25 protein-coding genes are annotated in these 23,346 nt (G+C 64.9%); 14 read left to right on the top strand and 11 right to left on the bottom strand.

Going from position 1 to position 23,346, the window contains the following annotated elements; all coding sequences use genetic code 11:
• Positions 1–227: 227 nt before the first annotated feature.
• Both CK224_RS12930 and CK224_RS12925 read left to right on the top strand, forming a co-directional pair.
• Positions 228–734 (top strand): MarR family transcriptional regulator, encoded by a 507-nt coding sequence (locus CK224_RS12930; protein WP_095782061.1) that lies wholly within the window; start codon positions 228–230, stop codon positions 732–734.
• A complete protein-coding gene (locus CK224_RS12925) occupies positions 731–1,411 on the top strand; it encodes a GNAT family N-acetyltransferase (RefSeq protein WP_095782060.1) in 681 nt (226 codons plus the stop codon). Before CK224_RS12930 ends, CK224_RS12925 begins: the two co-directional genes overlap by 4 nt.
• A gap of 61 nt (positions 1,412–1,472) precedes the next feature.
• Here the strand turns inward: CK224_RS12925 and CK224_RS12920 are convergent, their stop codons facing one another.
• Positions 1,473–3,467, bottom strand: coding sequence for a PhoX family phosphatase (locus CK224_RS12920; protein ID WP_095782059.1), 1,995 nt, complete (start codon positions 3,465–3,467; stop codon positions 1,473–1,475).
• Positions 3,468–3,815: 348 nt separating this feature from the next.
• On the opposite strand from CK224_RS12920, the gene CK224_RS12915 reads away from it, so the two are divergent.
• The 4 genes from CK224_RS12915 to CK224_RS12900 all read left to right on the top strand — a co-directional run bounded on the left by CK224_RS12915 (position 3,816) and on the right by CK224_RS12900 (position 7,019).
• On the top strand, positions 3,816–4,154 hold the full coding sequence (locus CK224_RS12915; RefSeq protein ID WP_067003308.1) for a hypothetical protein: 339 nt from the start codon (positions 3,816–3,818) through the stop codon (positions 4,152–4,154).
• A gap of 16 nt (positions 4,155–4,170) precedes the next feature.
• The gene (locus tag CK224_RS12910) at positions 4,171–4,872 is read left to right on the top strand and encodes a phosphatase PAP2 family protein (protein ID WP_095782058.1); all 702 of its coding nucleotides are present in this window, start codon (positions 4,171–4,173) and stop codon (positions 4,870–4,872) included.
• Positions 4,873–4,966: 94 nt separating this feature from the next.
• Positions 4,967–5,236 (top strand): helix-turn-helix transcriptional regulator, encoded by a 270-nt coding sequence (locus CK224_RS12905; RefSeq protein ID WP_067003144.1) that lies wholly within the window; start codon positions 4,967–4,969, stop codon positions 5,234–5,236.
• An 82-nt stretch (positions 5,237–5,318) separates the two neighbouring features.
• Positions 5,319–7,019, top strand: a complete 1,701-nt coding sequence (locus CK224_RS12900; RefSeq protein ID WP_095782057.1) for a SulP family inorganic anion transporter — start codon at positions 5,319–5,321, stop codon at positions 7,017–7,019.
• Positions 7,020–7,042: 23 nt separating this feature from the next.
• Here CK224_RS12900 and CK224_RS12895 read toward each other — a convergent pair whose 3' ends face one another.
• Positions 7,043–7,972 carry a DMT family transporter gene (locus CK224_RS12895; RefSeq protein WP_095782056.1) on the bottom strand — a complete coding sequence of 310 codons (930 nt, stop codon included), beginning with the start codon at positions 7,970–7,972 and terminating at the stop codon, positions 7,043–7,045.
• 106 nt (positions 7,973–8,078) lie between these two features.
• On the bottom strand, positions 8,079–8,939 hold the full coding sequence (locus tag CK224_RS12890) for an ATP/GTP-binding protein (RefSeq protein WP_095782055.1): 861 nt from the start codon (positions 8,937–8,939) through the stop codon (positions 8,079–8,081).
• A 112-nt stretch (positions 8,940–9,051) separates the two neighbouring features.
• Here CK224_RS12890 and CK224_RS12885 point away from each other — a divergent pair, with 112 nt between their 5' ends.
• Complete coding sequence (locus tag CK224_RS12885) at positions 9,052–9,846, top strand: helix-turn-helix transcriptional regulator (protein WP_095782054.1); 795 nt, start codon at positions 9,052–9,054, stop codon at positions 9,844–9,846.
• 3 nt (positions 9,847–9,849) lie between these two features.
• On the opposite strand, the gene CK224_RS12880 is transcribed toward CK224_RS12885, so the two are convergent.
• Positions 9,850–10,788 (bottom strand): CHAD domain-containing protein, encoded by a 939-nt coding sequence (locus CK224_RS12880; protein WP_095782053.1) that lies wholly within the window; start codon positions 10,786–10,788, stop codon positions 9,850–9,852.
• A complete protein-coding gene (locus tag CK224_RS12875; RefSeq protein ID WP_095776792.1) occupies positions 10,785–11,258 on the bottom strand; it encodes a CYTH domain-containing protein in 474 nt (157 codons plus the stop codon). Before CK224_RS12875 ends, CK224_RS12880 begins: the two co-directional genes overlap by 4 nt.
• An 89-nt stretch (positions 11,259–11,347) precedes the next feature.
• On the opposite strand from CK224_RS12875, the gene CK224_RS12870 reads away from it, so the two are divergent.
• The 4 genes from CK224_RS12870 to CK224_RS12855 are packed head-to-tail and all read left to right on the top strand — an operon-like array spanning position 11,348 to position 15,064.
• Positions 11,348–12,052, top strand: a complete 705-nt coding sequence (locus CK224_RS12870) for a DUF1956 domain-containing protein (protein ID WP_095782052.1) — start codon at positions 11,348–11,350, stop codon at positions 12,050–12,052.
• The gene (locus CK224_RS12865) at positions 12,049–13,002 is read left to right on the top strand and encodes an HlyD family efflux transporter periplasmic adaptor subunit (protein ID WP_095782051.1); all 954 of its coding nucleotides are present in this window, start codon (positions 12,049–12,051) and stop codon (positions 13,000–13,002) included. Before CK224_RS12870 ends, CK224_RS12865 begins: the two co-directional genes overlap by 4 nt.
• On the top strand, positions 12,999–13,919 hold the full coding sequence (locus tag CK224_RS12860) for an ABC transporter ATP-binding protein (RefSeq protein ID WP_095782050.1): 921 nt from the start codon (positions 12,999–13,001) through the stop codon (positions 13,917–13,919). Before CK224_RS12865 ends, CK224_RS12860 begins: the two co-directional genes overlap by 4 nt.
• An 8-nt stretch (positions 13,920–13,927) precedes the next feature.
• Entirely contained in the window at positions 13,928–15,064 is a 1,137-nt protein-coding gene (locus CK224_RS12855; protein WP_095782360.1) for an ABC transporter permease, read from the top strand.
• 15 nt (positions 15,065–15,079) lie between these two features.
• Here CK224_RS12855 and CK224_RS12850 read toward each other — a convergent pair whose 3' ends face one another.
• Positions 15,080–16,060 carry a threonine/serine dehydratase gene (locus CK224_RS12850; protein ID WP_095782049.1) on the bottom strand — a complete coding sequence of 327 codons (981 nt, stop codon included), beginning with the start codon at positions 16,058–16,060 and terminating at the stop codon, positions 15,080–15,082.
• A gap of 316 nt (positions 16,061–16,376) precedes the next feature.
• Positions 16,377–16,700 (bottom strand): hypothetical protein, encoded by a 324-nt coding sequence (locus CK224_RS12840; protein WP_067003166.1) that lies wholly within the window; start codon positions 16,698–16,700, stop codon positions 16,377–16,379.
• Positions 16,701–16,875: 175 nt separating this feature from the next.
• Here CK224_RS12840 and mbfA point away from each other — a divergent pair, with 175 nt between their 5' ends.
• Positions 16,876–17,859 (top strand): iron exporter MbfA, encoded by a 984-nt coding sequence (gene mbfA / locus CK224_RS12835; protein ID WP_067003167.1) that lies wholly within the window; start codon positions 16,876–16,878, stop codon positions 17,857–17,859.
• A gap of 70 nt (positions 17,860–17,929) precedes the next feature.
• On the opposite strand, the gene CK224_RS12830 is transcribed toward mbfA, so the two are convergent.
• Positions 17,930–18,274: an antibiotic biosynthesis monooxygenase gene (locus tag CK224_RS12830; protein ID WP_067003170.1), complete on the bottom strand. Its 345-nt coding sequence runs from the start codon at positions 18,272–18,274 to the stop codon at positions 17,930–17,932.
• The gene (locus CK224_RS12825) at positions 18,271–18,639 is read right to left on the bottom strand and encodes an NIPSNAP family protein (protein ID WP_095782047.1); all 369 of its coding nucleotides are present in this window, start codon (positions 18,637–18,639) and stop codon (positions 18,271–18,273) included. The genes CK224_RS12830 and CK224_RS12825 overlap by 4 nt, the downstream gene beginning before the upstream one ends.
• A gap of 186 nt (positions 18,640–18,825) precedes the next feature.
• Between CK224_RS12825 and CK224_RS12820 the strand changes: the two genes are divergently transcribed.
• A complete protein-coding gene (locus CK224_RS12820) occupies positions 18,826–19,500 on the top strand; it encodes a winged helix-turn-helix domain-containing protein (protein ID WP_067323441.1) in 675 nt (224 codons plus the stop codon).
• Positions 19,501–19,524: 24 nt separating this feature from the next.
• Here CK224_RS12820 and ligD read toward each other — a convergent pair whose 3' ends face one another.
• Both ligD and CK224_RS12810 read right to left on the bottom strand, forming a co-directional pair.
• On the bottom strand, positions 19,525–22,038 hold the full coding sequence (ligD, locus tag CK224_RS12815; RefSeq protein WP_095782046.1) for a DNA ligase D: 2,514 nt from the start codon (positions 22,036–22,038) through the stop codon (positions 19,525–19,527).
• Positions 22,039–22,192: 154 nt separating this feature from the next.
• A complete protein-coding gene (locus CK224_RS12810) occupies positions 22,193–22,699 on the bottom strand; it encodes a ferritin-like domain-containing protein (protein WP_067003177.1) in 507 nt (168 codons plus the stop codon).
• A 398-nt stretch (positions 22,700–23,097) separates the two neighbouring features.
• Here CK224_RS12810 and CK224_RS12805 point away from each other — a divergent pair, with 398 nt between their 5' ends.
• Positions 23,098–23,244: a hypothetical protein gene (locus tag CK224_RS12805; RefSeq protein WP_082980733.1), complete on the top strand. Its 147-nt coding sequence runs from the start codon at positions 23,098–23,100 to the stop codon at positions 23,242–23,244.
• The last annotated feature ends 102 nt before the right edge of the window (positions 23,245–23,346 follow it).

Genomic DNA, 23,346 nt, shown 5'->3' with positions numbered 1-23,346 from the left:
CCGCATGCCGATGAAGAAAGACCCGAAGCCCACGGGCGTCGAATCAGTCGCCTTGGCGCGACGGATCGGTCATGTCGCGCCAGCGCCATATAGGATGCTATCGGCGGCGAATGAAGAGGGAATGTCTACCGGCCAAAGCCGGCGCTCCGGCTGCATCGTGAAACCGTATTGCCAATTTCCATGCAATGTTATATATCATGTTATCTTTTTGTTCCGGCAGTTCGACGATGGAAGATGTTCTGAGGTCCCTCGGCTTTCTCTGCCTCGGCAGCAGGCTGAAGCGCATTGGCGAGCAGTTGCAGGCCGACACGCAGCGCGTGCTCGATCGCCTGGATGTGCGGATCCAGTCGAGCCAGTATCCGCTGCTCGCCGCGCTCGACAGGCTGGGGCCGCTGCCGGTCGGCGAACTGGCGCAGTCGCTCGGCATCGCGCAGCCAGGCGTGACGCGGGCCGTGTCGCTGCTCACCGAGCTCGGCCTGGTCGAAGTCACACCATCGGATGACGACCAGCGGCGCCGGATCGTTTCCCTCTCAGCGGACGGCCAGCGGCTGGTCGACGCCGCGAAGCACGACGTCTGGCCGCGCATCGAGGGCGCGGTCGCGGAATTGTGCGCGGACCTCTCCGGGCCGCTGCTTGGCCAGCTCGCCGCCATCGAGGATCGACTGGCCGCGACCCCGATCGACCGCCGGGCGGACAAGGCCAAGGCAGTCGCGCCCAAGGCCGTTGCACAATGAAACATGTTCTCGACCGTCCGATCTGGAGCGCATTGGCGACGCGCCACCAGGCCTTTGCGGAAGGCGATACCCTCGCCCGGCGGTACCGGCCTTCGATCGTTCCCTTCGCCGCCACCGTCGCGGACGATGCGGAAAGCCTGCAAGCTCTGGGCAAGCTGCTCCCGCCGCTTGAAAGCGCCATCCTGGTTCAGACGGACCCGATCGCCCTGCCTTCGGAACTTTCCGCGGTTTCGACCGCGTCCCTGGTGCAGATGGTTGCCGAGCAGCCGGTTGAGGCCGTCTCCGACGAGCGCGTGCAGCGACTGACGCGGGACGATGCGGCCGAGATGCTCGATCTGGCATCGCTCACCAAGCCCGGCCCGTTCACGCTGGAGGCCTTGAGCCTCGGCGAGTTCTGGGGCGTGAAGATCGACGGCAGGCTCGCGGCGATGGCCGGCGAGCGCATGAAGCAGCCCGGCTACTCCGAGCTCAGCGGCGTGTGCACGCATCCGGATTTGCGCGGCGGCGGCCTTGCCAGGCTGCTGTCGCTGTTCGTGGCGAACCGGATCATGGCGCGGGGCGAGGTTCCATACCTGCACGCCTATGACAGCAATGCTCCGGCCATCGGCCTCTACGAGGCCATCGGCTTCCGGTTGAGAACCACCCTGAACATGGCCGTGGTCCGAGGCGTGGAGTAATCGCAAGGTGAGGAGGGTCGCGGATCACCGCAACCCTTCCCCTGCTTAAGCGAGTCGCCAATCAGACCGCGATCTTGCCGCCGCCCTGCTTGGTGATGGCAACGACCGCCGGACGCACCGGCATGTCCGGCTTGAAGTCCGGCCAGCGGGTCGATGGATCCTCGTAATAGGAGGGGCGGCCAAAAGCTTCCCAGTCCTCGCCGCCGTCGCCCGGATGCTGGACGGCGACGAAGGCGGTTTGGTCGTCCGGCGCGAATAGCGGGCCGCACATCTCGGCGCCGATCGGCACGCGGAAGAACAGCTTTGAGGTCGCCCGCGCCGCGCCCTCAGTGTCGACCGCCCACAGGCCGTCGGTACGGCCGGTGGCCTTCGGGCCCTGGCCGTCGGTCGCGACCCACAGGCGGCCGGCCGAGTCGACGGCACAATTGTCCGGCATGCCGAACCAGCCATTGGCGGTGGTGGCGGTCGAGAAGGTGGCGCCGACATCGGCCACCGCGGGATCGCCGCACTTCAGGAGCACTTCCCACTTGCCCTTCGCGGCGGCGAAGTCGCCGCCATCCTCGACGATCTCGATGATGTGGCCGAAGGCGTTCGCCGCGCGCGGATTGGCGGCGTCGACCTGGTCGGCCTTGCGCTTGGAATTGTTGGTCAGCATGACATAGACCTTGCCGTTGCCGGCATTGGGCTGGATGTCTTCCGGCCGGTCCATCTTGGTGGCGCCGAGCAGGTCGGCGGCGCGACGCGTCTCGATCAGAACGTCGGCCTGGCTGGCGAAACCGTTTTCCGCCGTCAGCGGACCTTCGCCGAACACGATCGGCATCCATTCGACCGAGCCGTCCTCGGCGAATTTGGCAACATGCAGCGTGCCCTCGTCGAGCAGGTTCATGTTGGCGGCGCGGTCGTTCGGATTGAACGTGCCTTCGGTGACGAATTTGTAGACATAGTCGAAGCGCTCGTCGTCGCCGAGATAGAAGACGACGCGGCCATCCTTGGTGACGATCGATTCGGCGCCTTCATGCTTGAAGCGACCCATGGCGGTTCGCTTCCTCGGCACCGAATTCGGGTCGTTGACGTCGACCTCGACGACCCAGCCGAAGCGGTTGGGCTCGTTCGGTTCCTTGGCGAGGTTGAAGCGATCGTAATGCGCGCCCCATTCATAGGCGCCCTCCGGAATGCCGAGGCGCTTGTAGTTGGCGGCCTCCTTGTGGCCTTCCGGCAGCTCGCCCGAGAAATAGCCGTGGATGTTCTCCTCGGCCATCACATAGGTGCCCCAGGGCGTAACGCCGCCGGCGCAGTTGTTGAGGGTGCCGAAGACTTTGGTGCCGGACGGGTCGGCATTGGTCTTGACGCGATCATGGCCGGCTACCGGACCGGACAGCGCCATCTCGGTGGTGGACATGATGCGGCGGTTGAGCTTGCCGTCGCGCACCGTCTGCCATTTGCCGCCCTCCTTGCGGATCTCGACGATGCTGCCGCCGTGCGCCGCCATCTCGACATCGACCTGCTCCTTGCTGAGCGGCGCCACCTCGGCGGCCTTCTTGCCGTCCTTGTCGACAATCTTGACGATGCCGGGGAACATCAGATGCGGGTTGGTGTATTCGTGGTTGACGACCAGCAGGCCATGCTCGGCCGAGCCGTCGATCGGGATATAACCGACATAGTCGTTGTTGTAGCCGAACTGTCTTGCCTGAGCTCCGGCCGATTGTTTTGCCGGGTCGAATTCCGGCGAATCGGTAAAGAGCGGGTCGCCCCAGCGCAAGAGCACGTCGGCATCGTAGCCGGGCGCGACGTGGTGCTTGTCGTCGATGCCGGCCTCGAGTTCGTCGAATTTGAAGGCCGAGACCTCGGCGGCGCGCGCCTCGACTGCCGCGACGAGCGCCAGCGGGCTCACGGTGGCGGCGATGGCCGAGACGGCCAACGAGCCCTTGAGGAAGTCGCGGCGCGAGAAACGCGCGGCGATGATCTCGCCCATCGTGCGGTTGTCGGTAGGATTGACGGGCGGGCCGTCATTCTCCTCGAGCTGGCTGGTACGGAAGCGGATCTCAGGTTGGGTCATGGGCTGTCCTCTGGCTCTTGAGGTGGCTGGAACGTGTAACCGGTCGATCCCTATAGGCGGCCGATCACATTTTCGTGACATCAGCCCCATTAAGCAACGCCGATTTGCCGGCTGATGACTGTTCGCCCACGCATTGGCCCCACACGAGGCCACAACACACGGCGGGCAGACTCCCGAGCGCGCTCGGCGCAAGGACGCCAACCATGGCTGCGGGGCTTGCCTTGCGAGATTCCGCCTTCGATCCCGTCGCAGCGTAGCTTGCCCGACGCCATCAGCTTGACGGCTTCGCGCGCTTCGGAAACAAAAGCGGCGAGCGGCGCGGCGAAGGCCGCTTCGGGAGGGATGAAGGTGAGTCTCTGGGGACTGGCGCAGCTTGGCGTTTCGACTGTGATTTTCCTGCTGGCCGCGATGGCGGCCAAACAATGGGGATTGGCGCCAAGTCTCGGCAAGATCGTGCTGACGCTGGCGCTCTATTCCGCCGGCAATCTGATCATGCTCAGGCTGATCCGCGAATTCGGCATGTCAGTGTCATTCAGCCTGTCGGCAGTGATCCAGCTGGTCTCAGTCAATGTCGTGGCGCTGGTCTTCTTTGGAGAGCGCCTCAACACTTTCCAAGCGACAGGCGTCGTGCTGGCAATCGCCGCCGTCGCGCTGATCACGCTCGGACCCTATATGCAGCGGCTGTAGTTGGAGCAGGCCCGGCATGAAATCGACCGCCAAGGCGCTGCTCAACAGAATAGAATTCCCGGTGCTTGTGGCCGGGCTGGCCATCGCCTGCGGGCTATGGGGCCTGGTGGAACTCATGGGGGTGGCGCGTGCCACGACTCCGCATACCTTCGACACGGAAATCCTGCTCGCCTTCCGCCATGCCGGGCAGCCGGACAGCCCGATCGGTCCGCTTTGGCTGCAAGGCGCGGTGCGCGATATCACCGCGCTCGGCAGCACCAGCGTGCTGGTGCTGATCACGACTGCGGTGATCGTCTATTTTCTGCTGATGCGCCGACCGGCGACCGCACTGTTCGTGTTCGTTTCGGTGGCGGGCGGCCAGGCGGCATCCAGCCTGCTCAAGTTCGAGGTCGACCGGCCCCGCCCCGATCTCGTCTCGCATCTCGTCAACGAGACCTCGCTCTCCTTTCCGAGCGGCCATGCGATGCTGTCGGCGGTGACCTATCTCACGCTGGGCTCGCTCGCCGCGCGCTTCCTACCGAACCGCAGGATGAAGATCTTCGTGCTCGGCCTCGCCGTGCTCACCACGGTGCTGGTCGGAACCAGCCGCGTCTATCTCGGCGTGCATTGGCCGTCCGACGTGCTTGCCGGCTGGTGCGCCGGCTTTGCCTGGGCCATGTTGTGCTGGCTTGCAGCGCGCCTGCTGCAGCGGCGCAAAGTGGTGGCGGACAGCGAATGAGTGCTCATGTTTAAACTGTTTGTTATGATGCTTGAACCGTCATGATATTTGGATTATCCATTGATGCTGCAGACTCAGACAGGGGTTCTGGCCGATGATCACTGCCGCGCAGATGCGCGCCGCGAGGGCGTTGGCCGGTATCGACCAGAAAACGCTCGCCGAGCGCGCCGGGGTTTCGCTTCCGACCATCCAACGCATGGAAGCGAGTGAAGGTGTCGTCAGAGGCGTGGTCGATACGCTGATGAAGGTCATCCAGGCACTCGACGAGGCCGGGGTGGAGCTGATCGGCGAGAACCAGGCCAGCGAGCGCGGCGGCAGGGGCGTGCGTCTCAAGCCTGCCACGCCGCAGAACTCCCAAGGCTGAGCCGCACAAGAAGTCGCGACGGCGACCGCCGACAGCCCTGCCGACGATCCCGCCGCCTCTACGGAGCGGAAGAAGGCAGTTCATGGATCAGGTCCGGCGGTCAATCCACCCCCAGGCGCGGCCGTCCTTTGCCGAGCTGTTCACGCCCAAGCTGGTCACGGTGCTGCGCGAAGGCTACACGCTGGCGCATTTCAGGGCTGACGCCGTCGCCGGGTTGACGGTCGCCATCGTGGCGCTGCCGTTGTCCATGGCGATCGCCATCGCGTCCGGCGTGACGCCGGAGCGAGGCCTCTACACCTCGATCGTTGGCGGCTTCATCATCTCCGCGCTTGGCGGCAGCCGCTTCCAGGTCGGCGGTCCGGCCGGCGCCTTCATCGTGCTGGTAGCGGCGACCGTGGCGCGCGTCGGCGTCGACGGGCTGCTGCTCGCAACGATGATGGCCGGCGTCTTCCTGCTCGCCATCGGCTATCTCAGGCTTGGCACCTACATCAAGTTCATTCCCTATCCCGTGACCGTCGGCTTCACCGCCGGGATCGCGGTCATCATCTTCTCCGGGCAGATCGTCGAACTGCTCGGGCTGAAACTCGCCGGCAAGGAGCCCGGGCCGCTGGTGCCGAAGCTGACCGCGATCGGCGAGGCGATCGGCACGATCAGTCCGGCCGCGACCTTCGTGGCGATGCTGACGGTCCTCACCATTGTCTTTCTGCGGCGCTGGCGGCCGAGATGGCCAGCGATGCTGATCGCCATCGGCATCGCCTCGCTGGTCGTGGGGCTGTTCGTCCTGCCTGCGGAAACGATCGGCACGAGGTATGGCGGCATCCCGCGGAACCTGCAATGGCCAGCCCTGCCGCCGGTCAGCTTGGAGAGGACGATCGACGTGCTGCCGGACGCGATCGCCTTCGCGCTGCTCGGAGCGATCGAGTCGCTGCTCTCGGCCGTGGTCGCAGACGGCATGAGCGGAAGGCGGCACCGCTCCAATTGCGAACTGGTGGCGCAAGGCTTCGCCAACATCGCGTCAGCCTTGTTCGGCGGCATATGTGCCACCGGCACGATCGCTCGCACGGCCACCAATGTGAGGGCCGGCGCGCATGGCCCGGTCTCCGGCATGCTGCATTCGGCGATCCTGCTTGTCCTGATGCTGGCGGCGGCGCCCCTGGCCAGCTACATCCCGCTCGCCGCATTGGCCGGCGTACTCGCCGTCGTGTGCTGGAACATGTTCGAGAAGCAGGCTTTCGTCACGCTGCTCAGGGCCTCGCGTGGCGACGCGCTGGTGCTGATGGCGACGTTCCTTATCGTCATCTTACGCGATCTGACGGAAGGCATCGTCGTCGGCTTCGCGCTTGGTTCGATCCTGTTCATCGATCGCATGGCCAAGTCCATCGCCGTCGAGGCCGATCTGCCGCTGGTGCCGGAGGACGTCGCCGATCGCGCCGCCACTTATGATTCAAGCCAGGCGGCAGACGCCGATACCGTCATCTATCGAATCTCCGGGGCCTTCTTCTTCGGTGCCGCCTCGACCGTCGGCGCCGTGCTCGACCGCATCGCAGACCAGCGCAAGAATTTCATCCTCGATTGCTCGGCGGTGCCGTTCCTCGACTCGACGGCGGCAAACGTCATCGGGGGTGCCGCGCACAAGGCCGGACGCGCCGGCGTGCGCTTCATCATCGCGGGCGCCGCGCCGCAGACACGGCGCATGCTGGTCAACCACGGCCTCAAGCGGCCGCTGGTCACCTATGCCGCCTCGATTCGCGACGCGCGAGCGCAGCTGAAAGGACAATCGTAGTCCGCGTAGAGCGACATGTTCTGTCAAACTGCCGCTTCGATCGGCTCGGCAAGTTTCGGGTTGGCGCGCGCCGCGATCAGGCAGCCGGCGACGATCAGGCAAGCCCCGGTCAGCGTGGTCCAGGCCACCTCCTCGCCGAAGAAGAACCAGCCGAGCGCGATCGCCCAGATGAAGGCCGAGTATTCCGTCGGGATGAGATATTGCGCTTCGGCGCGAGCGTAGGCCCAACTCATCAGGAATTGGTCGGCAAGCGACAGCATCGCCACCCCGACCAGGTGAAGCCACAGGTCACTCGGCAGCGCGACGGCGAGCCACGGCGCGGCGAGACCAAGGATGACCGCGATGCAGAGGTTCTGGAACAGCATGATCTCGACCGGCTTGGCCAACAGCGCCTGCCGCCGCGCGAGGATCAGATTGTAGCCATAGAACACAGTCGATACGAGCACCGCGGCCGTGCCCAGGAGCGCATCCTGCGAGTGGCCGGCCTGCCCGAACTGGCCGGCCAGAATGATCGCGACGCCCGCGATGCCGGCCAGCGACGCCCAGACCGCCTGGCGCCGGATTCTCTCGCCCAGCAACAAGGCTGCGAGAAAAAGCGCAAACAGGGGCGCGACAAAGCTGAGCCCTATCGCCTCGGCGAGCGGCAATCTGGCGAGACCCCAAAAGAACGAAACCAGGACGATGCCGACGACCACGGCGCGCAGCGCATGCAGCCCCAGCACCGGAAGAGCGGGCTTCGAGCGCGGCCCCGCCGACCAGGCCGCGCTCGCGATCAAGGTCGAGACCAGGCTGCGCCACAGCACCGTGTTGTACACACCGACCGCGATGACCAGGGACTTCATCGCCGCGTCCATCCCAGACAAAAGGAAGATCGCCAGTGCGCATACGAGCACCGGGATCATTGGCGACACGGCGGCGCCGGTCAGGCTGGATGTCTTCACGGCTTGGCTCATGTGACGGTTGCTGCCGGATATCCCGGAGCGAGCGGCTGAACCAGATGGCAGCCCCGTCGATATGGCGGTCCAGCCCCGATCGACCTCGTTCCCGCCGCAATCGTCCTCAGTCGACCTTCAGCGCCGCGACCGCGCCTTCGTTCATCAGCGGAACATAGATGGTCGAGTTGCCGTCGGTGCCGATATCGGCGCTGCCCGGCTTGAAAGTGGCGATCGCTTCCGGCGCGCCGCCGCCCTTGTAGCGATAGAGCGTGCCGGTCATGTAGGCGGTGGCATAGATCGTGTCGCCGATGGCGATGACGCCGTCGAGGTCGGCAAAGTTTTGCGCGCCCGGCAGCGGCGTCACCTTCTTGCTGGCGAGGTCGACGGCCAGCAAGCCGCCCGGCGCCGCCGTGCTGAAATCAGGCTTGATGCCTTTGCCCCAGGACGCGACGATCAGCCGGTCGCCATCGGCGAAGACGCCATTGGGCGAGGCGAGCAGCGCATCCTTGATGAACAGCTCCGGTTTGTCGCCGTCGATACGATAGATCGCGTCGGCGAGCATATCCGTGAAATAGACCTTGCCCGAAGCATCGGCGGTCATATCGTTGAGGAACACGGCGCCGGGCACATCGATGGTAGAGACCAGCTTGCCGCTGGCGAGGTCGACGACGCGCACCTTGGTGATGTCGGCGGCGTAGAGCTTGCCGCCGGCGATCGCCATGCCCTTGGGCGCGTCCATGCCGTCCACCCAATGGCGGCTGATGACCTTGCCGTCCAGCGACAGCAGCGACAAATAGCCGTTGCCATCAGCTTCGCCCGGATTGCCGACGATGTTGGAGACGACGATGCGCTTGTTGGCGGCATCGACCAGCGCCGATTCCGGCTGCTCGAAGCCGCCGGCGCGCCAGATCTCGCCGGCCTCGGCGGTGGCAGCTGTTGCGATGCCGGCGATGGCGAGAAAGGTCGAAGCGATGAGGGTTTTCATGTTGCTCTCCTGTGATCACGATCGAGAGCTAGGTTTATCGATACTTTTCTGGAAGGCAGTTCGCGTCTAGTATCGAAGATCGATACGAATTCATGCAAACGAGGTGCATCCCATGAACGGCCCGATCTTCGAGGCGCTGAAACGGACATTGAAGGCCAAGGGCCTGACCTACCGGGCGCTAGCCGAGCGCATGGGCGTTTCCGAGCCGACAGTGAAGCGCATCTTCCATGAGCGCAACTGCAAGCTCGATCGGCTGATGCAAATCTGCGCCGCTGCGGACGTGGAACTGGAGAATGTGCTGGGCTCGATGAACCGGGGACCGGGACCGGCCAACCACGTCGCGCCGGAGATCGAGCGCAAGCTCGCCGCGCGGCCGGCGCTGCTCTTCGTCTTCATCATGCTGTCCGAAAAATTCACGCCCGAAGGCATCATGCGCTCACAGGGTCTCAGCGAAGCTTCGATGTTTCTTTATCTGCGCGACCTGGAAGAGCTTGGGCTGGTGGCGCTCGGGCGCGGCCTGTCGGCAAGATTGCTGGTCGAGACACCGATCCAGTGGGATTTCGAGGGCCCGCTGCGGCCGCATTTCGAGACGACCAACAAGAATTTTGTCGGCTGGGCGATAGCCCATCTGGAACGGGAAGCGACCTTCGTCAGCTTCTCGCGGCGCATGCGGCCGGAAACGGCGGAGATGGTGCGGCGCGAGGCGGAGGAGCTGGCGGAGCGCGCCAGGCTGCTTGCCCATCACGACCAGCACACCACGCCGGAAGAGCAGCTCATCGGCTACAAATGGACCTTCGCCTTCGGCGCGACGCCGTTTCCGGCGATCATGCCGATCGGACCGCATCCGCGCGATGCCGGCGCGCGGACGGATGCCGGGGCGAAAGCAAGGCGGCCGCTGCCGGCGTAGGCGTCAGGCCGCGACCGGGCCGGCTTCCTCATGCGGCGGCGGGAGGTTGTCGCGCACCTTGCGCGCGAGCTTTCTGGCCGAGCGCTTGGGGCTGTCGCCGAACAATTCGGCGGCATCGGCAAGACAGGTCTTGCTGAGGCTTTTTTCCGCACGCTTCAAGAGCTTGCGCAGAAGCCTGGTGTCTTCGGGCGGACCGAGCGGCTCGCCAGCGGCGGCGAGCAGCGCGCGCATGACGAAGACGTCATGCAGTTCGCCCAGCCGTTCGCCAAGCTTGTCAACCGCCTTGCGGCGCGCCTTGATCGGCGCCGGCCATAGGCGGCCGAGCAGCGACAGATGCATCGAATGCGTCTTGGCCGCCTTGCGCAGGTCGTGAAAGTCATCGGCCTCGCCGCGCGAGCTCGCCTTATCCAGCGCCTTTTTCGCCCGCCGCAAGGCGGCGCGGGCGCCTTCGGCCAGTATGTCGGCCGCCTGCTCGGGCTGATCGGGGAGCGACAGCCTGTCGATACGCTCCAGCCCTTCCCGGCAGGCAGCGACCGCGGCGTTTATGGCAGCGTCGAGACCGGGGCCGGCATGGAGCTCGTGCTGGCGCAGCACCAGCCGCTCGCGGACTGGATCGAGCCCGCCGGCCGCGGTGTCATCTGGAAAAGCGGAGACCAGACGGTCGATGGTCTCGATGAGAGCGGTCGCCTCGCGCGGGCCGGCAAGCAGCGCCGACACCTGCTTGTAGCACTCGTTCTCGGTCTGGCAGAACGGTTCGTCTCCGGAACGAACCAGGCGCAGCAAGGCACGTACGCACTTAAGCCGCTTACGGCACTTGTGCAGTCCTTGCTCCGGCTTGTCGCGCGCCGTCTCGAGTTGGCCAAGCGCCTTGCCGATCTCGTCAGCCAATATGCGCCTGACCTCGCCGGTCAGCGGCAAGCGCGGATCGATGCGAAAGCTCATGCGGCTATCTCCGGAATCCCCCCGAGGGCCAGCGACGCGTTGTAAAACCTCGACTCACCGGTGACCTCACGGCCGAGCCAGTCGGGCAGCATTTCGTCAGATACGTCCTCCGGCGTCTCCAGTTCCGCGACCACCAGCCCCGAGAGCACTCCGCCGAACACATCGACTTCATAGAGATAGCCGCGGTGCCTAACATGGTGACGTGTCTTCTCGATGACACGCCCGATCGCGAAGGCCATCAATTCCTCAGCTTCGGCGAGCGGGATCGGATATTCGAATTCGTCGCGCTCGCGCGCTTTGTTGCCGAACTTCAGCGTCAGCGCGGCGGAGCCTCCGTCGCTGATGCGTACGCGAACCGTGCGTCCGGGCTGCGCGGCGACGTAGAACTGGCGAATGCGGATATGCGCCTCGACCAGGCTGCGCCAGGCGGGATCAGCGACCAGGAACTTGCGCTCGACTTCCTTGCCCATGGCCGCGCACTAAAGCCCGCCCGCAGGAAGATGGCAAGCCGCGTTGGAATTCAACTTGACTTAATCAATCGATTGATTAAATGAAGGGGATGAGCAAACAAACGAACGCCAAAAGGCCGCAACGCGAAGCCTCTCCCGCCGATCAAACGCGCGCGGCGCTGGTGCAGGCCGCGCTGAAGCTGTTCGGCCGGCAGGGCTTCGACGGCACCTCGACGCGCGAGATCGCGGCCGAGGCCAAGGCCAATATCGGCTCGATCGCCTATCATTTCGGCGGCAAGGAGGGGCTGCGTGCCGCCGCCGCCGACTTCATCGTCGAGACCATCCAGGGGATCGCCGGCCAGGCGCTGGGCGCACCCCAGGCGGGGCCTCCTTCGAGCCCGGAAGCCGCCCGGGCGCAGCTCTTTGTCGCGCTGGCGCGGATGGTCGGCTTTGTCGTGGCAAGTCCCCAGGCCGGCGAGATCGTACAATTCGTACTGCGCGAGCTCTCGCACCCGACGGCGGCGCTCGACCGCATTTATGCCGGCGTGTTCGAACCGACGCATCGCCGGCTGTGCCAGATCTGGGAGCAGGCGACCGGCGAGCCGGCCGAGAGCGAGGCCACCAGGCTCACCGTGTTCACCATCATCGGGCAGGTCATCTATTTCCGCATCGGGCGCGAGGCGGTGATGCGCAGGATGGGCTGGCGCGAGATCGGCGACAGGGAGGCCGCCAAGGTCGTGGCGGTCGCGACCGACAACCTCAGGGCAATGCTGGCGGCGCGCGACGCAGCCGCCGGCAGGAAGGTCAAATCATGAGCTTACTCTGTTCGCTGCCGCTCGCGGCCCAGCTGTTCGGCGCCTGCGCACCGGCCGCCCCGCTTGCCGTCGGCTATGTCGAAGGCGAATATGTGCTGTTGGCGCCGATCGAAGTCGCGCAGGTCGAGACCGTGACGGTCAAGCGCGGCGACCGTGTCGGGCCGGGCGCGCCGGTGGTGACGCTGGAAAGCGCCGATGCCAAGATCGCCGTGGCGCAAGCCCAGGCCGCGCTCGCCCAAGCGCAGGCGCAGCTTGCCGACCTCAAGGTGGGCAAGCGGCCGGAAGAGATCGCCGTGCTCAAGGCGCAGGTGGACATGGCGAAGGCGCAGGCTGCCGACGCCAAACGCAAATATGACCGCGCCAGCGATCTCTACAAGCGCGGCACCGGCACCCAGGCCGATTACGACACGGCCTCGGCTTCGCTGGAGACCGCCAACGCGCAGGTCGGCCAGGCGGAGGCGAACCTTGCCGTCGGCGGCCTGCCGGCGCGGGCCGAAACGATCAGAGCTGCCGAGAACCAGGTCAAGCAGGCGCAATCGGAATTGGGGCAAGCCGAGTGGCGCCTGTCCAAGCGCGTGCTGGCGGCGCCTTCGCCCGGCCGCATCGACGACGTGATCCGCAATCCGGGCGATACGGCCGGACCGACCGCACCGGTGATCTCGATGCTGCCCGACGGCGCGGTAAAACTCAGCGTCTATGTGCCGGAGACGGCCTTCTCCTCGGTCAAGGTCGGCACGCTGCTCAGCGTCCGTTGCGACGGTTGCGGGCCGGATTTGAAGGCACGCGTCAGCTATGTGTCGCCCGATCCCGAGTTCACCCCGCCGGTGATCTATTCGCTCGAGAACCGGCAGAAGCTGGTCTATCTCGTCGAGGCGCGGCCGGAGGGCGATGCTCATCCCTTGCAGCCCGGCCAGATCGTCGATGTCGACCTGGCGGATATAGGCAGATGAACGTCATCGACGTCCGTGGGTTGGTCAAGCGCTTCGGCGACAAGACCGTCGTCGACCATGTCACGATGACGGTCGCCGAGGGCGAGATCGTCGGTTTCCTCGGGCCGAACGGCTCGGGCAAGACGACGACCATCCGCATCATGTGCGGGCTTTTGACGCCGGATGCGGGCGAAGGCACGGTGCTCGGCTTCGACATCCTTACCGACGCGCTCAAGATCAAGCGCGAAGTCGGCTACATGACGCAGAAATTCTCGTTCTACGAGGATCTGACGATCGGCGAGAATCTCGAATTCGTGGCGCGGCTCTACCAGCTGAAGCCGGTCGAGGAGTATGTCTCGCACACCCTGCAGGAACTCGGCCTGACGACGCGCCGCAACCAGCTCGCCGGCACGCTTTCCGGCGGCTGGAAGCAGCGGCTGGCACTCGCTGCCTGCATCATGCACAAGCCGAAGCTGCTGCTGCTCGACGAGCCGACGGCTGGCGTCGACCCGAAGGCGCGGCGCGAGTTCTGGGACGAGATCCACCGCCTGGCCAGCGGCGGGCTCACCGTGCTGGTCTCCACCCATTACATGGACGAGGCCGAGCGCTGCCACCGCATCAGCTACATCTCCTACGGCAAGATGCTGGCCACCGGCACAGTGGACGAGGTGGTGAGGAATGCCGGCCTGACCACCTTCGTGCTGCAGGGACCGCGGCTCGACCGCGTGGCCGAGGCGCTGCAGGGGCGTCCGGGCGTCGACCAGGTGGCGCCGTTCGGCGCCACGCTGCATGTCGTCGGCTCCGACAAGGCAGCCCTCGAAAAGGCGCTCGCCGATGTCGAGAAGGAGCACAAAGGGGTGACGGTGGCGCCGGGCGAGACCAGCCTGGAAGATGTCTTCATCCAGTTCATGTCCGGCTCGAAGGACAACATGGCATGAGAGATGGCGTGAGAGCGATCTTTTCCTTCGCGAGACTCGGCGCGCTGCTGATCAAGGAATTCATCCAGATGCGGCGCGACCGCATCACCTTCGCCATGATGCTGGGCGTGCCGCTGATACAGCTGGTGCTGTTCGGCTATGCCATCAACAACGACCCGAAGAGCCTGCCGGCAGCACTCGTCGCGACCAGCAGCGATCCCTACACGCGGGCGATGGTCTCGGCGCTGCAGACCACCGGCTACTATCGCTTCGACCATGTGGCGCAAAGTGCGTCGCAAGCCGAGTTCCTGATGTCGCGCGGCGATGTCGCCTTCGTCGTCACCATCCCGGCCGATTTCGCGCGGCGGGTGGAGCGCGGCGACAATCCGCAGATCCTGATCGAGGCCGACGCCACCGATCCGGCGGTGGCGAGCGGCGCCATCTCGACGCTGAGCACCGTCGCCGGACAGGCGCTGCTGAGAGCGCAAGGCATGCAGGAAGCGGCCAAGGAGGCGGCGCGCGGCCAGCTCGATGTCGTCGTGCACCGGCGCTACAATCCGGAAGGCATCTCGCAATACAATATCGTTCCCGGCCTGCTCGGCGTCATCCTGCAGATGACCATGGTGATGATGACCTCGATCGCGCTGACGCGCGAGACCGAGCGCGGCACGATGGAAAACCTCTTGGCCATGCCGTCCAGCCCGCTTGAGATCATGCTGGGCAAGGTGCTGCCTTACCTGGTGGTCGGCGCGGTGCAGGTGGTGGTGGTGCTGGCGGCGGCGAAGCTCCTGTTTTCCATTCCCTTCATGGGATCGCTGTCGCTCCTGCTCTCGGCGGTGCTGGTGTTCGTGCTGGCGCTGGTGCTGCTTGGCTACACGATTTCGACGATCGCGCGCACGCAGATGCAGGCGCTGCAGCTCACCTTCTTCTTTTTCCTGCCCTCGATCATGCTGTCGGGCTTCATGTTCCCCTATCGCGGTATGCCGGACTGGGCGCAGATCCTTGGCGAGATCTTTCCGCTGACGCATTTCTTGCGCATCACCCGCGCCGTCATGCTGAAGAGCGCGGAACTGCCGGCTGTGGCGACCGAGATCGGCTGGCTGGTGGTGTTCGTGGCGTTGTTCGCCGGCGTTGCGCTGGTGCGGTTCCGGCGGACGCTGGATTGAGCGGCGACTGACCGATCAGGCCGCCGCCGCCATGATTTCCGCGTAGGTGCCGAAATCGACATTGCCGCCGGAAAGCACCACCGCCACGCATTTGCCGGCGAGATCGATCTCGCCGGTCGCGAGCGCCGCGAGCGCGACGCAGCCGCCGGGCTCGACCACCAGCTTCAAGTACGCCATGGCGTCGCGCATGGCTTGCGCCGTGGCCTTGTCCGAGACGGCGATGGCGCCGGCGAGGTTTTTGCGGTTGATCTCGAAGGTGATGGCACCGGGCTCGGCGGTCAGGATCGCATCGCAAATCGAGGTGTGGCCGGGCTCATTCGAGACCCGCTCACCCTTGGCGAGCGAGCGGCGCGTGTCGTCGAAATGCTCCGGCTCGACCGCCCAGATTTGCGTCCGTGCCGAGGCGTCCTTCACAGCGACGGAAATGCCGCTCGACAGACCCCCGCCGCCGCAGGGCACGACAACTGCGTCCAGGCTGACGCCCAGCGCCTTCGCCTGGCGCACCAATTCCAGCCCGATCGTGCCCTGGCCGGCAATGATGGCCGGATCGTCGAAAGGCGGCACCAGCGCCATGCCCTTTTCGATGTAGGGACGAACGATCGTCAAGCGGTCGTCCTTGAAGCGGTCGAACGGCACCACCTCGGCGCCCATCTTGCGCACATTGCCGACCTTGAGCGCCGGGGCGTCCGCGGGCATGGCAATGACCGCCCTGACGCCGAACATGGCGGCCGAAGCGGCGACGCCCTGCGCGTGATTGCCGGACGAAAAGGCGACGACGCCGCGGCTGCGCTCTTCTTCGCTCAAGCACGACAATTTGTTGTAGGCGCCGCGGATCTTGAAGGAACCGGTGCGCTGCAGCATCTCCGGCTTGAACAGGATGCGGCCGCCATAGCGCTTGTTGAGCTCCGGCGATTCGATCAGCGGCGTTTCGACGATCAGCCCGGAAAGCCTGGCGGCAGCGGCGTGGATGTCGGAGATGCCGGGGAGGGCGGTCATGGCGGGCCTCGTAGGAGAATGATGCCCATATGCTGCACGGAAAACGCGGCGGCGCGCCAACGAAAAAATGTGATGGAGACAATATTGGCGATGATAGCGTCGACGGCCGTCACCTTCGTCAGTCTCAGGCGGAGCAAGGAGCGAAGCGACGCGGGAATCCATGTCGGCACCTTCGCGATGCGGGCAGCCGAAGCAGAACGGACACTCTTCGCAGGTACTTCCAGAGCGCGCTCTCGCTTCTGCATTCCGTAATAGGGCTCGCGGCATGGATCCTCGGGTCAGGCCCGAGGATGACGAAGCGAAGGGCGGCCGCTGCTCACCCCAGCAGCGCGCGCGTCCGCTTCTTGCCGCCGAGCTTGCGCCAGCTGTTGAAACGATGCGTGGCGGCAGCAAAAGAGATCTTCATCTGCTGGGCGACCGTGTAGCGCGACTTGCCGTCGTCGAACATGCGATAGCAGCATTCGACGCCTTCCTCGGTCAGCTTGCCGTCCAGCGTCTTGTTGTGCGGATTGGCGGGGTCGAATTTTTCGGCCTGCTGCTCGACCAGGCCTTTGAGCCGCTGCAGGTCGGCCTCGATGCTGGCGATGAGATCGAGAACAGGCTTTGGATCGAATGCATGCGGGGGCTTCTTGTCCGTCATCCCGTGTTTCCTTCGTTTTGGCCGATGCGTTCCATATAGGTGAACATTCGGCAATAATGAAGGGTGCGAGCGGAAAGCTGGATCGACGAATTCTGCCTGTCCCGCGGCGTTCGCGATTGACCCTCGGCAAACGATTCCCTAGTTTAGAATCGTTCTAAACTAGGGTGATTTTCTCATGCTTTCCCGTGTTTTCGGCTTTGGCCGCCGCTCCTTCGATTCGCTGTCGGAGCAGGAAATCCTGGCGCTGGCGATTTCGTCGGAGGAGGACGACGGACGCATCTACCGGGCCTATGCCGACGGGCTGGCACAAGAGTTTCCACAATCGGCCAAGGTGTTCGAGGCCATGGCGGAGGAGGAAGACGGCCACCGCGATTCCCTCATCGAGCTTCACCGCAAGCGCTTCGGCGAGCGCATCCCGCTGATCCGGCGCGAGCATGTGAGAGGCTACTACGAACGCAAGCCCGACTGGCTGGTGCGGCCGCTCGGCATCGAGCATGTGCGCCGTCAGGCCGAGGACATGGAGCGGCAGGCTTATCGCTTCTATGTCGAGGCGGCCAAGCGCACCACCGATGCGTCGACCCGGAAGCTGCTCGACGAATTGGCGGCGGCGGAACTCGGCCACGAGAACTCCGCGCATGAACTCGAACAGGAGCACGTCCCGGGCGAGGTGAAGGAGGAGGAAGCGACAACCGAGCAGCGCCAGTTCATCCTCACCTATGTGCAGCCGGGGCTAGCCGGGCTGATGGACGGGTCGGTGTCGACCCTGGCGCCGATCTTCGCCGCCGCCTTCGCCACCCATGCAACCTTCCAGACCTTCCTCGTCGGCCTCGCCGCCTCGATCGGCGCCGGCATCTCGATGGGCTTCACCGAGGTGGCTTCCGACGACGGCAAACTTTCGGGGCGCGGCTCGCCGGTGAAGCGGGGGCTCACCGTCGGCATCATGACGACGCTGGGGGGACTCGGCCACGCGCTGCCCTATCTCATTCCCTATTTCTGGACGGCAACGATCGTCGCCGCGATCGTCGTGTTCTTCGAACTGTGGGCGATCGCCTTCATCCAGAACCGCTATATGCAGACGCCGTTCTGGCGCGCCGCCTTCCAGGTGGTGCTGGGCGGCGCGCTGGTGTTCGGAGCGGGTGTGCTGATCGGCAATGCGTGAGGGCCGATCCTCCTTCTCCCCTTGCGGGCCAATTACGCATCAGGCCCACAGGGGAAGGGAGAGCCGCGTTTCACCCATTCACTATGCGGCTGTCTTCGGGCGCTTCAGCCCTTTCATTTAGCCCGTAATCGCGCACCACATGGGCGATGCGCAGACGATAGCCGGCAAAGATGCCGCCACGGCCGGCCTTCTGCGCCTGCCGGTGCTCCTCGGTGTTGCGCCAGGCCTTGACGGCTTCCTCGTCGCGCCAGAAGGACAGCGAGAGCACGCGCCTCGGATCGGTCAGGCTCTGGAAGCGCTCGACCGAGATGAAGCCATCGATGCCGTCGAGCAGGGGCTTGAGCTCGGCGGCGATGCCAAGATAGGCGTCACGTTTTCCCTCCGCCGGCTCGACTTCGAAGATGACGGCGATCATACCTCTATCCCTTCTTTGACCGTTACGTCGGTGCGAAAGACCTGCCTCGGGCCATGCGGTGCCGAGACCAGTTTCAGGAAGATCCGGTCTTCCTTGAGAATGAATTTCTCGCGCCGCGCGAACTCATAGTTTGCCTTGCCGGCCGGGTCGGCGGCAAGCCGCGCGCGATAGGCTTCGTAGGCCGCGAGGTTCTCGATGTTGTAGGCCGCGTAAGCCGTGGTGGCCGAACCCTCATGCGGCGCGAAATAGCCGATCAGCTCGGCGCCGCAGCGCGGAATGGCCTGACCCCAGGCGCGCGCATATTGCTCGAACGCGGCCTTGCCGAAAGGGTCGATCTCGTAGCGGATGAAGCAGGTGACGGTCATTTCGGTCTCCTCGTCGATTGGCTTACTGGGTCGGTGGGCTTGCTGGCGGCGACGGTTCGACCACGGTCGAAACATCGCTTCACCGGCTGTGCTAGACGTTCTGGTGTCAGCAGCGTTTGCCGCGCTCCTTGAGCTCGCCCGAGAATAGTGCTTCCCTCACGGGGATGCTTCGATGAGGATCGAACTATGCGTGAAGGACCCGATATCGCCCGCATCGCCAGCCTGGTCGGCGACCCGGCCCGCGCCAACATGCTCAACGCGCTGATGGGCGGCACGGCGCTGACCGCGTCGGAGCTGGCGCTTGAAGCCGGCGTGTCGCTGCCCACCGCGTCCTCGCATCTGTCCAAGCTGATGGACGGCGGGTTGCTGACGCTGGCGAGCCAGGGCCGGCATCGCTACTACGGCCTTGCCGGCCCGCAGGTGGCGGGCATGCTCGAGGCGATCATCGGCGTCGCCGAGGCGGTCGGCCCGAAGCGGGTGCGGCCCGGCCCGCGCGACGCGGCCATGCGCGTGGCGCGGGTGTGCTACGACCATCTTGCCGGCGAGCAGGCGGTGGCGATGCTCGACCGTCTGGTCGACCGGAAGCTGCTGCTGCGCCAGGAGAACGAGATCAGGCTGTCGCCGTCAGCCATTTCGCATTTCGCCGCGCTCGGCATCGAGATCGACAGCAAAGCGAAGCGGCCGATCTGCCGCGCCTGCCTCGACTGGAGCGTGCGGCGCTCGCATCTGGCCGGCGCGCTGGGCGCCGCCATCCTCGACAAGGTCATCGTCGAAAAATGGGCGCGGCGCGACAAGGACAGCCGCGCCGTGGTGTTCTCGCCGAAGGGCAAGCAGGAGTTCGAGAGGGTATTTCTGGCGTGACGGACTGGCCGGCTCGGCTGCTGGCTAAGCCCGCTTGAGCGGTTTGCCCAACTTGAAGAAATCCGCCCACGGATCGGCCTTCTTCAGCTGCTTTAGCGTCGTGGCGTCGCCGAGCGGAAACGCATTGGGCGGCAGGCCCTTTTCGATCTCCGGCCAGGTCACCGGCATCGACACCGTCGCGCCCTTCTTGGCGCGCGAGGAATAGGGCGCGACCGTGGTCGCGCCGCGGCCGTTGCGCAGGTAGTCGACGAAGATCTTGCCGGTGCGCGCCTTCTTCGACAGCGTCGCCGTGTAGCGGTCGGGCGCGGCCTGCTCCAGGGCGCGGGCGAAATCATGGGCGAAGTCCTTCACCTCGTCCCATTCGGCGGAGGGCTTGAGCGGCACCAGCACGTGATAGCCCTTGCCGCCAGACGTCTTGACCAGGGTCGGCAGCGACAGGTCGTTCAGCTTGGCTCGGATGTCGAGGGCGGCGGCACGCACCGCCTCGACCCCGATGCCCTCGTCCGGATCGAGATCGAAGATGATCTGGTCCGGCTTTTCCAGTTCGTCGACAGTCGAGCCCCAGATATGAACCTCGACGACGCCGTATTGGACAAGGGCTGCAAGCCCGTCGAAATCCCTGATGAACAAGATCTCCTCGCCGTCGGTCGGATCGTTCATCCTGGCGATCTTGTCGCTCATGCCCGGTGAGGCATGTTTTTGGAAGAAGCGCTGGCCATGGATGCCATCCGGCGCCCGCACAAGGCTGAGCGGCCGGTTGACGACGAATGGCTCAATTCGCGGCCAGACCAAGGCGTAGTGATCGAGGAGATCCTGCTTGGAGACCTTTTCGTCGGGCCACAGCAGCTTGTCGGGATGCGACAGCTTCACCGAGGTCTTCGCCGTTCCGGCCGAGGTTTTTGTCTCGGTCCTGCCGCTGCTCGCCTTTGCTCCGCTTTTTGTCTTGCCGTCGGCTTGCTTCGGCTTTTCCTGCACCACGTCCTCCGCCGGCTTGTCCTCGCGCAGCCCCTGGAACGAGGCGTGGCGGATTATATGGTCGGATGTCCAGCTGCGGAACTCCACTTCGCCGACAAGCTCGGGCTTGACCCAGACGAGGCCCTTGCCCTTCGGCACGGCGGCAGAAAAAGGCGACTTCGTCGTCTTGAGGCTGTCGAGTTTTTTCTTAAGGTCCGCAGCCACCTTGCCGGAAAAGCCGGTGCCGACGCGGCCGGCATAGTTGAGCCTGCCGCTTTCATGATAGCCGACCAGCAGCGAGCGCAGGCCGCGCCCGGTCTTGTCCGACGGCAAGTAACCGCCGATGACGAATTCCTGGCGCAGCGTGCATTTCGATTTGATCCAGGCGAGGCCGCGGCCGCTGCGATAGGGCGCGTCGGCGCGTTTCGACACCACGCCTTCGAGACCCATGCGGCAGACATGCTGCAGCATGACGCTGCCGGGTTCCGCAAAATGATCGCTGAAGCGGACGGCGGATTGCTCCGACCGCTCGCCGAGCAGTTCGGCCAGCGCCTGCTTGCGCTCGACCAGCGGCTCGCGGCGAAGGTCCTCGCCATTGAGCCGCATCAGGTCGAAGACGTAGTAGATGAAGCGGTCGGTGCGGCCGGCCGAGAGATCCGCCTGCAGCATGGCGAAGGAGGACACGCCGCTGTCGGCCAACACGACGATCTCGCCGTCGATGATGGCGTCGCGGCATTTCAGTCCGGCAAGCTCGGCCACGACCGGACCTTCGAACTTCTTCGTCCAGTCAAGGCCGGTGCGGGTCAGCAGCCGGACATCGCTGCCGGCGATCTGCGCCTGCATGCGGTAGCCGTCGAACTTCACCTCATGCACCCATTCCTCGCCGGAAGGCGCATTCTTTTCGAGCGTCGCCAGCTGCGGCTCGACGAATTCGAGGCGTGGGGATTTTGCCTTGCCTGCAGCCGGCTTGTTGGAATGCCAGACCCTTGGTTTGGCGCCCTTGGCCGTCTTGCCTTCGCCGATCTCCTCGATGGTCAAGCCCGACTTTACCGATTGCGGCGCCTCTACAAGTATGTCTTCACCAGGGCGGGCGGCGGCGTCATTGGATTTGATCAGCAGCCAGTTGTCGCGCTTTTCGCGCGGGCGCGGCTTCAGCCTGACCAGATGCCAGCGACCGTTGAGCTTCTGGCCTTCGAGCTCGAAGTCGATATGGCCCTTCTTCATGCCCTTGGCCGGGTCGCCGTCGGGGATCCACCGGCCTTCGTCCCAGACGAGGACGGAACCGCCGCCATATTCGCCCTTCGGAATGGTGCCCTCGAAAGACGCATAGTCGATCGGGTGGTCCTCGACATGCACCGCCAGCCGCCTCTCGTGCGGGTCGAGACTCGGTCCGCGCGTGACCGCCCAGCTCCACAACACGCCATCATGCTCGAGCCGAAAGTCATAGTGGAGCCGCGTCGCGGCATGCTTCTGGACAACGAAGATGCCGCCGGCGTCGGTCTTCTTGCTGGGCGCGAGCTGGCCGGCCGGCTCCGAGGTTTTCCGGAAATCGCGCTTGGCGTGGTATTGCTCGAGGCCGGCCATGACATCGTGCTCCTATGCGGATCTGCGCCTGGACGTAGACGCCACGGCGACCTCCCTGGCAGGCGGGTGCCATCGCAACGGCCAAGGCTCCGCTTCGGTTCCGGGCAGGCGAAAGGCCGGCGGCTGTCCGCCGGCCTTTCGGGCTCACAATTAGTTATTCGGCAGCCTGCAGATTGACCTTGCTTTCCGCGATCTCGGTGAGCTTGCGGTCGGTCGCCTCTTCTTCCTTGAGGTTCTTGGCCAGCACATTGGCGCAGTCGCTGCGGCCGAGCTGCTTGGCCCAGGCGATCAGCGTGCCGTAGCGCGTTATCTCGTAATGCTCGACGGCCTGAGCCGAGGCGATCAGCGCGGCATCGAGGACCTCCTTGTCCTCCACGTCGCCGCTCACGTCGTCAGCCTCCTCGAGGATGCCGTCGATGGCGGGGCAGTTGACGGTCTTGGCCTTGACGCCATGCAGCTCGAATACCTGCTCGACCCGTTCGATGTGGCCCTTGGTCTGCGCGAGATGCTTCTCGAAACCGGCTTTCAATTGCGAATCCGTCGCCTTGTCGATCATCTTCGGCAGCGATTTCTCGATCTGTTTTTCGGCATAATAGATGTCGCGCAGCGTGTGGACGAAGAGGTCGTCCAGCGTCTTGATGTCTTTCGAAAAGAAACCCATGGCGGTTGCCTTCCATGTCTGGTGTTGTCCGGAAGTTGCGCGGCCGGTCCGCCGCCAACGCGGCCGGGTTTCGGCCCCGGCCTTGATCGATCAACGTCACCGCGCAGGGCAGGTTCCTGCCGGCGGACGACGCCGCACGGAAATTTCAAGCCACCTTCGATGCGTGAAACAGAAGCGCGCCCAAGCGACATAGAGACGAAACATATGTGATGCAAAAGTCACACGAGCCGGAAACGCGACAAAAGGCTTCGAAAGACCGCGAATCAGCCGCATTCCAGCCACGATGCAACGCGTTTCGGACCAGAAATTAACATCGCGTTCACCGACTATTCACGCCTCGAGGCTATGATCCTCGCAATTCGGAAGGGACATCCGAAAACGGGACAGGGACAGGAAAAATGAACTTCTGGAATCACATCGCCGGCTATGCCGCCGCCATCCGCGAATTCGTCGCGCCGACCTATCGGCCCGAGCGCTATTACATGCGCGGCCCGGGCCCGGCCTGCGCGCGCCGCGGCAACTCGCTCGGCATCGGCACGCACTGACCACGATGCTCGACAGCCGCCACAACAGCCGGATCTGCAAGCCGGCCGACAACACCCGCGCCACGACCTATCGTGACGAGCGCCCCGCCGTCGTCGACGGCA

The sequence above is a fragment of the Mesorhizobium sp. WSM3862 genome (assembly GCF_002294985.1).
Classification (GTDB): domain Bacteria; phylum Pseudomonadota; class Alphaproteobacteria; order Rhizobiales; family Rhizobiaceae; genus Mesorhizobium.
This window is presented reverse-complemented; position numbering and strand designations above follow the sequence as displayed.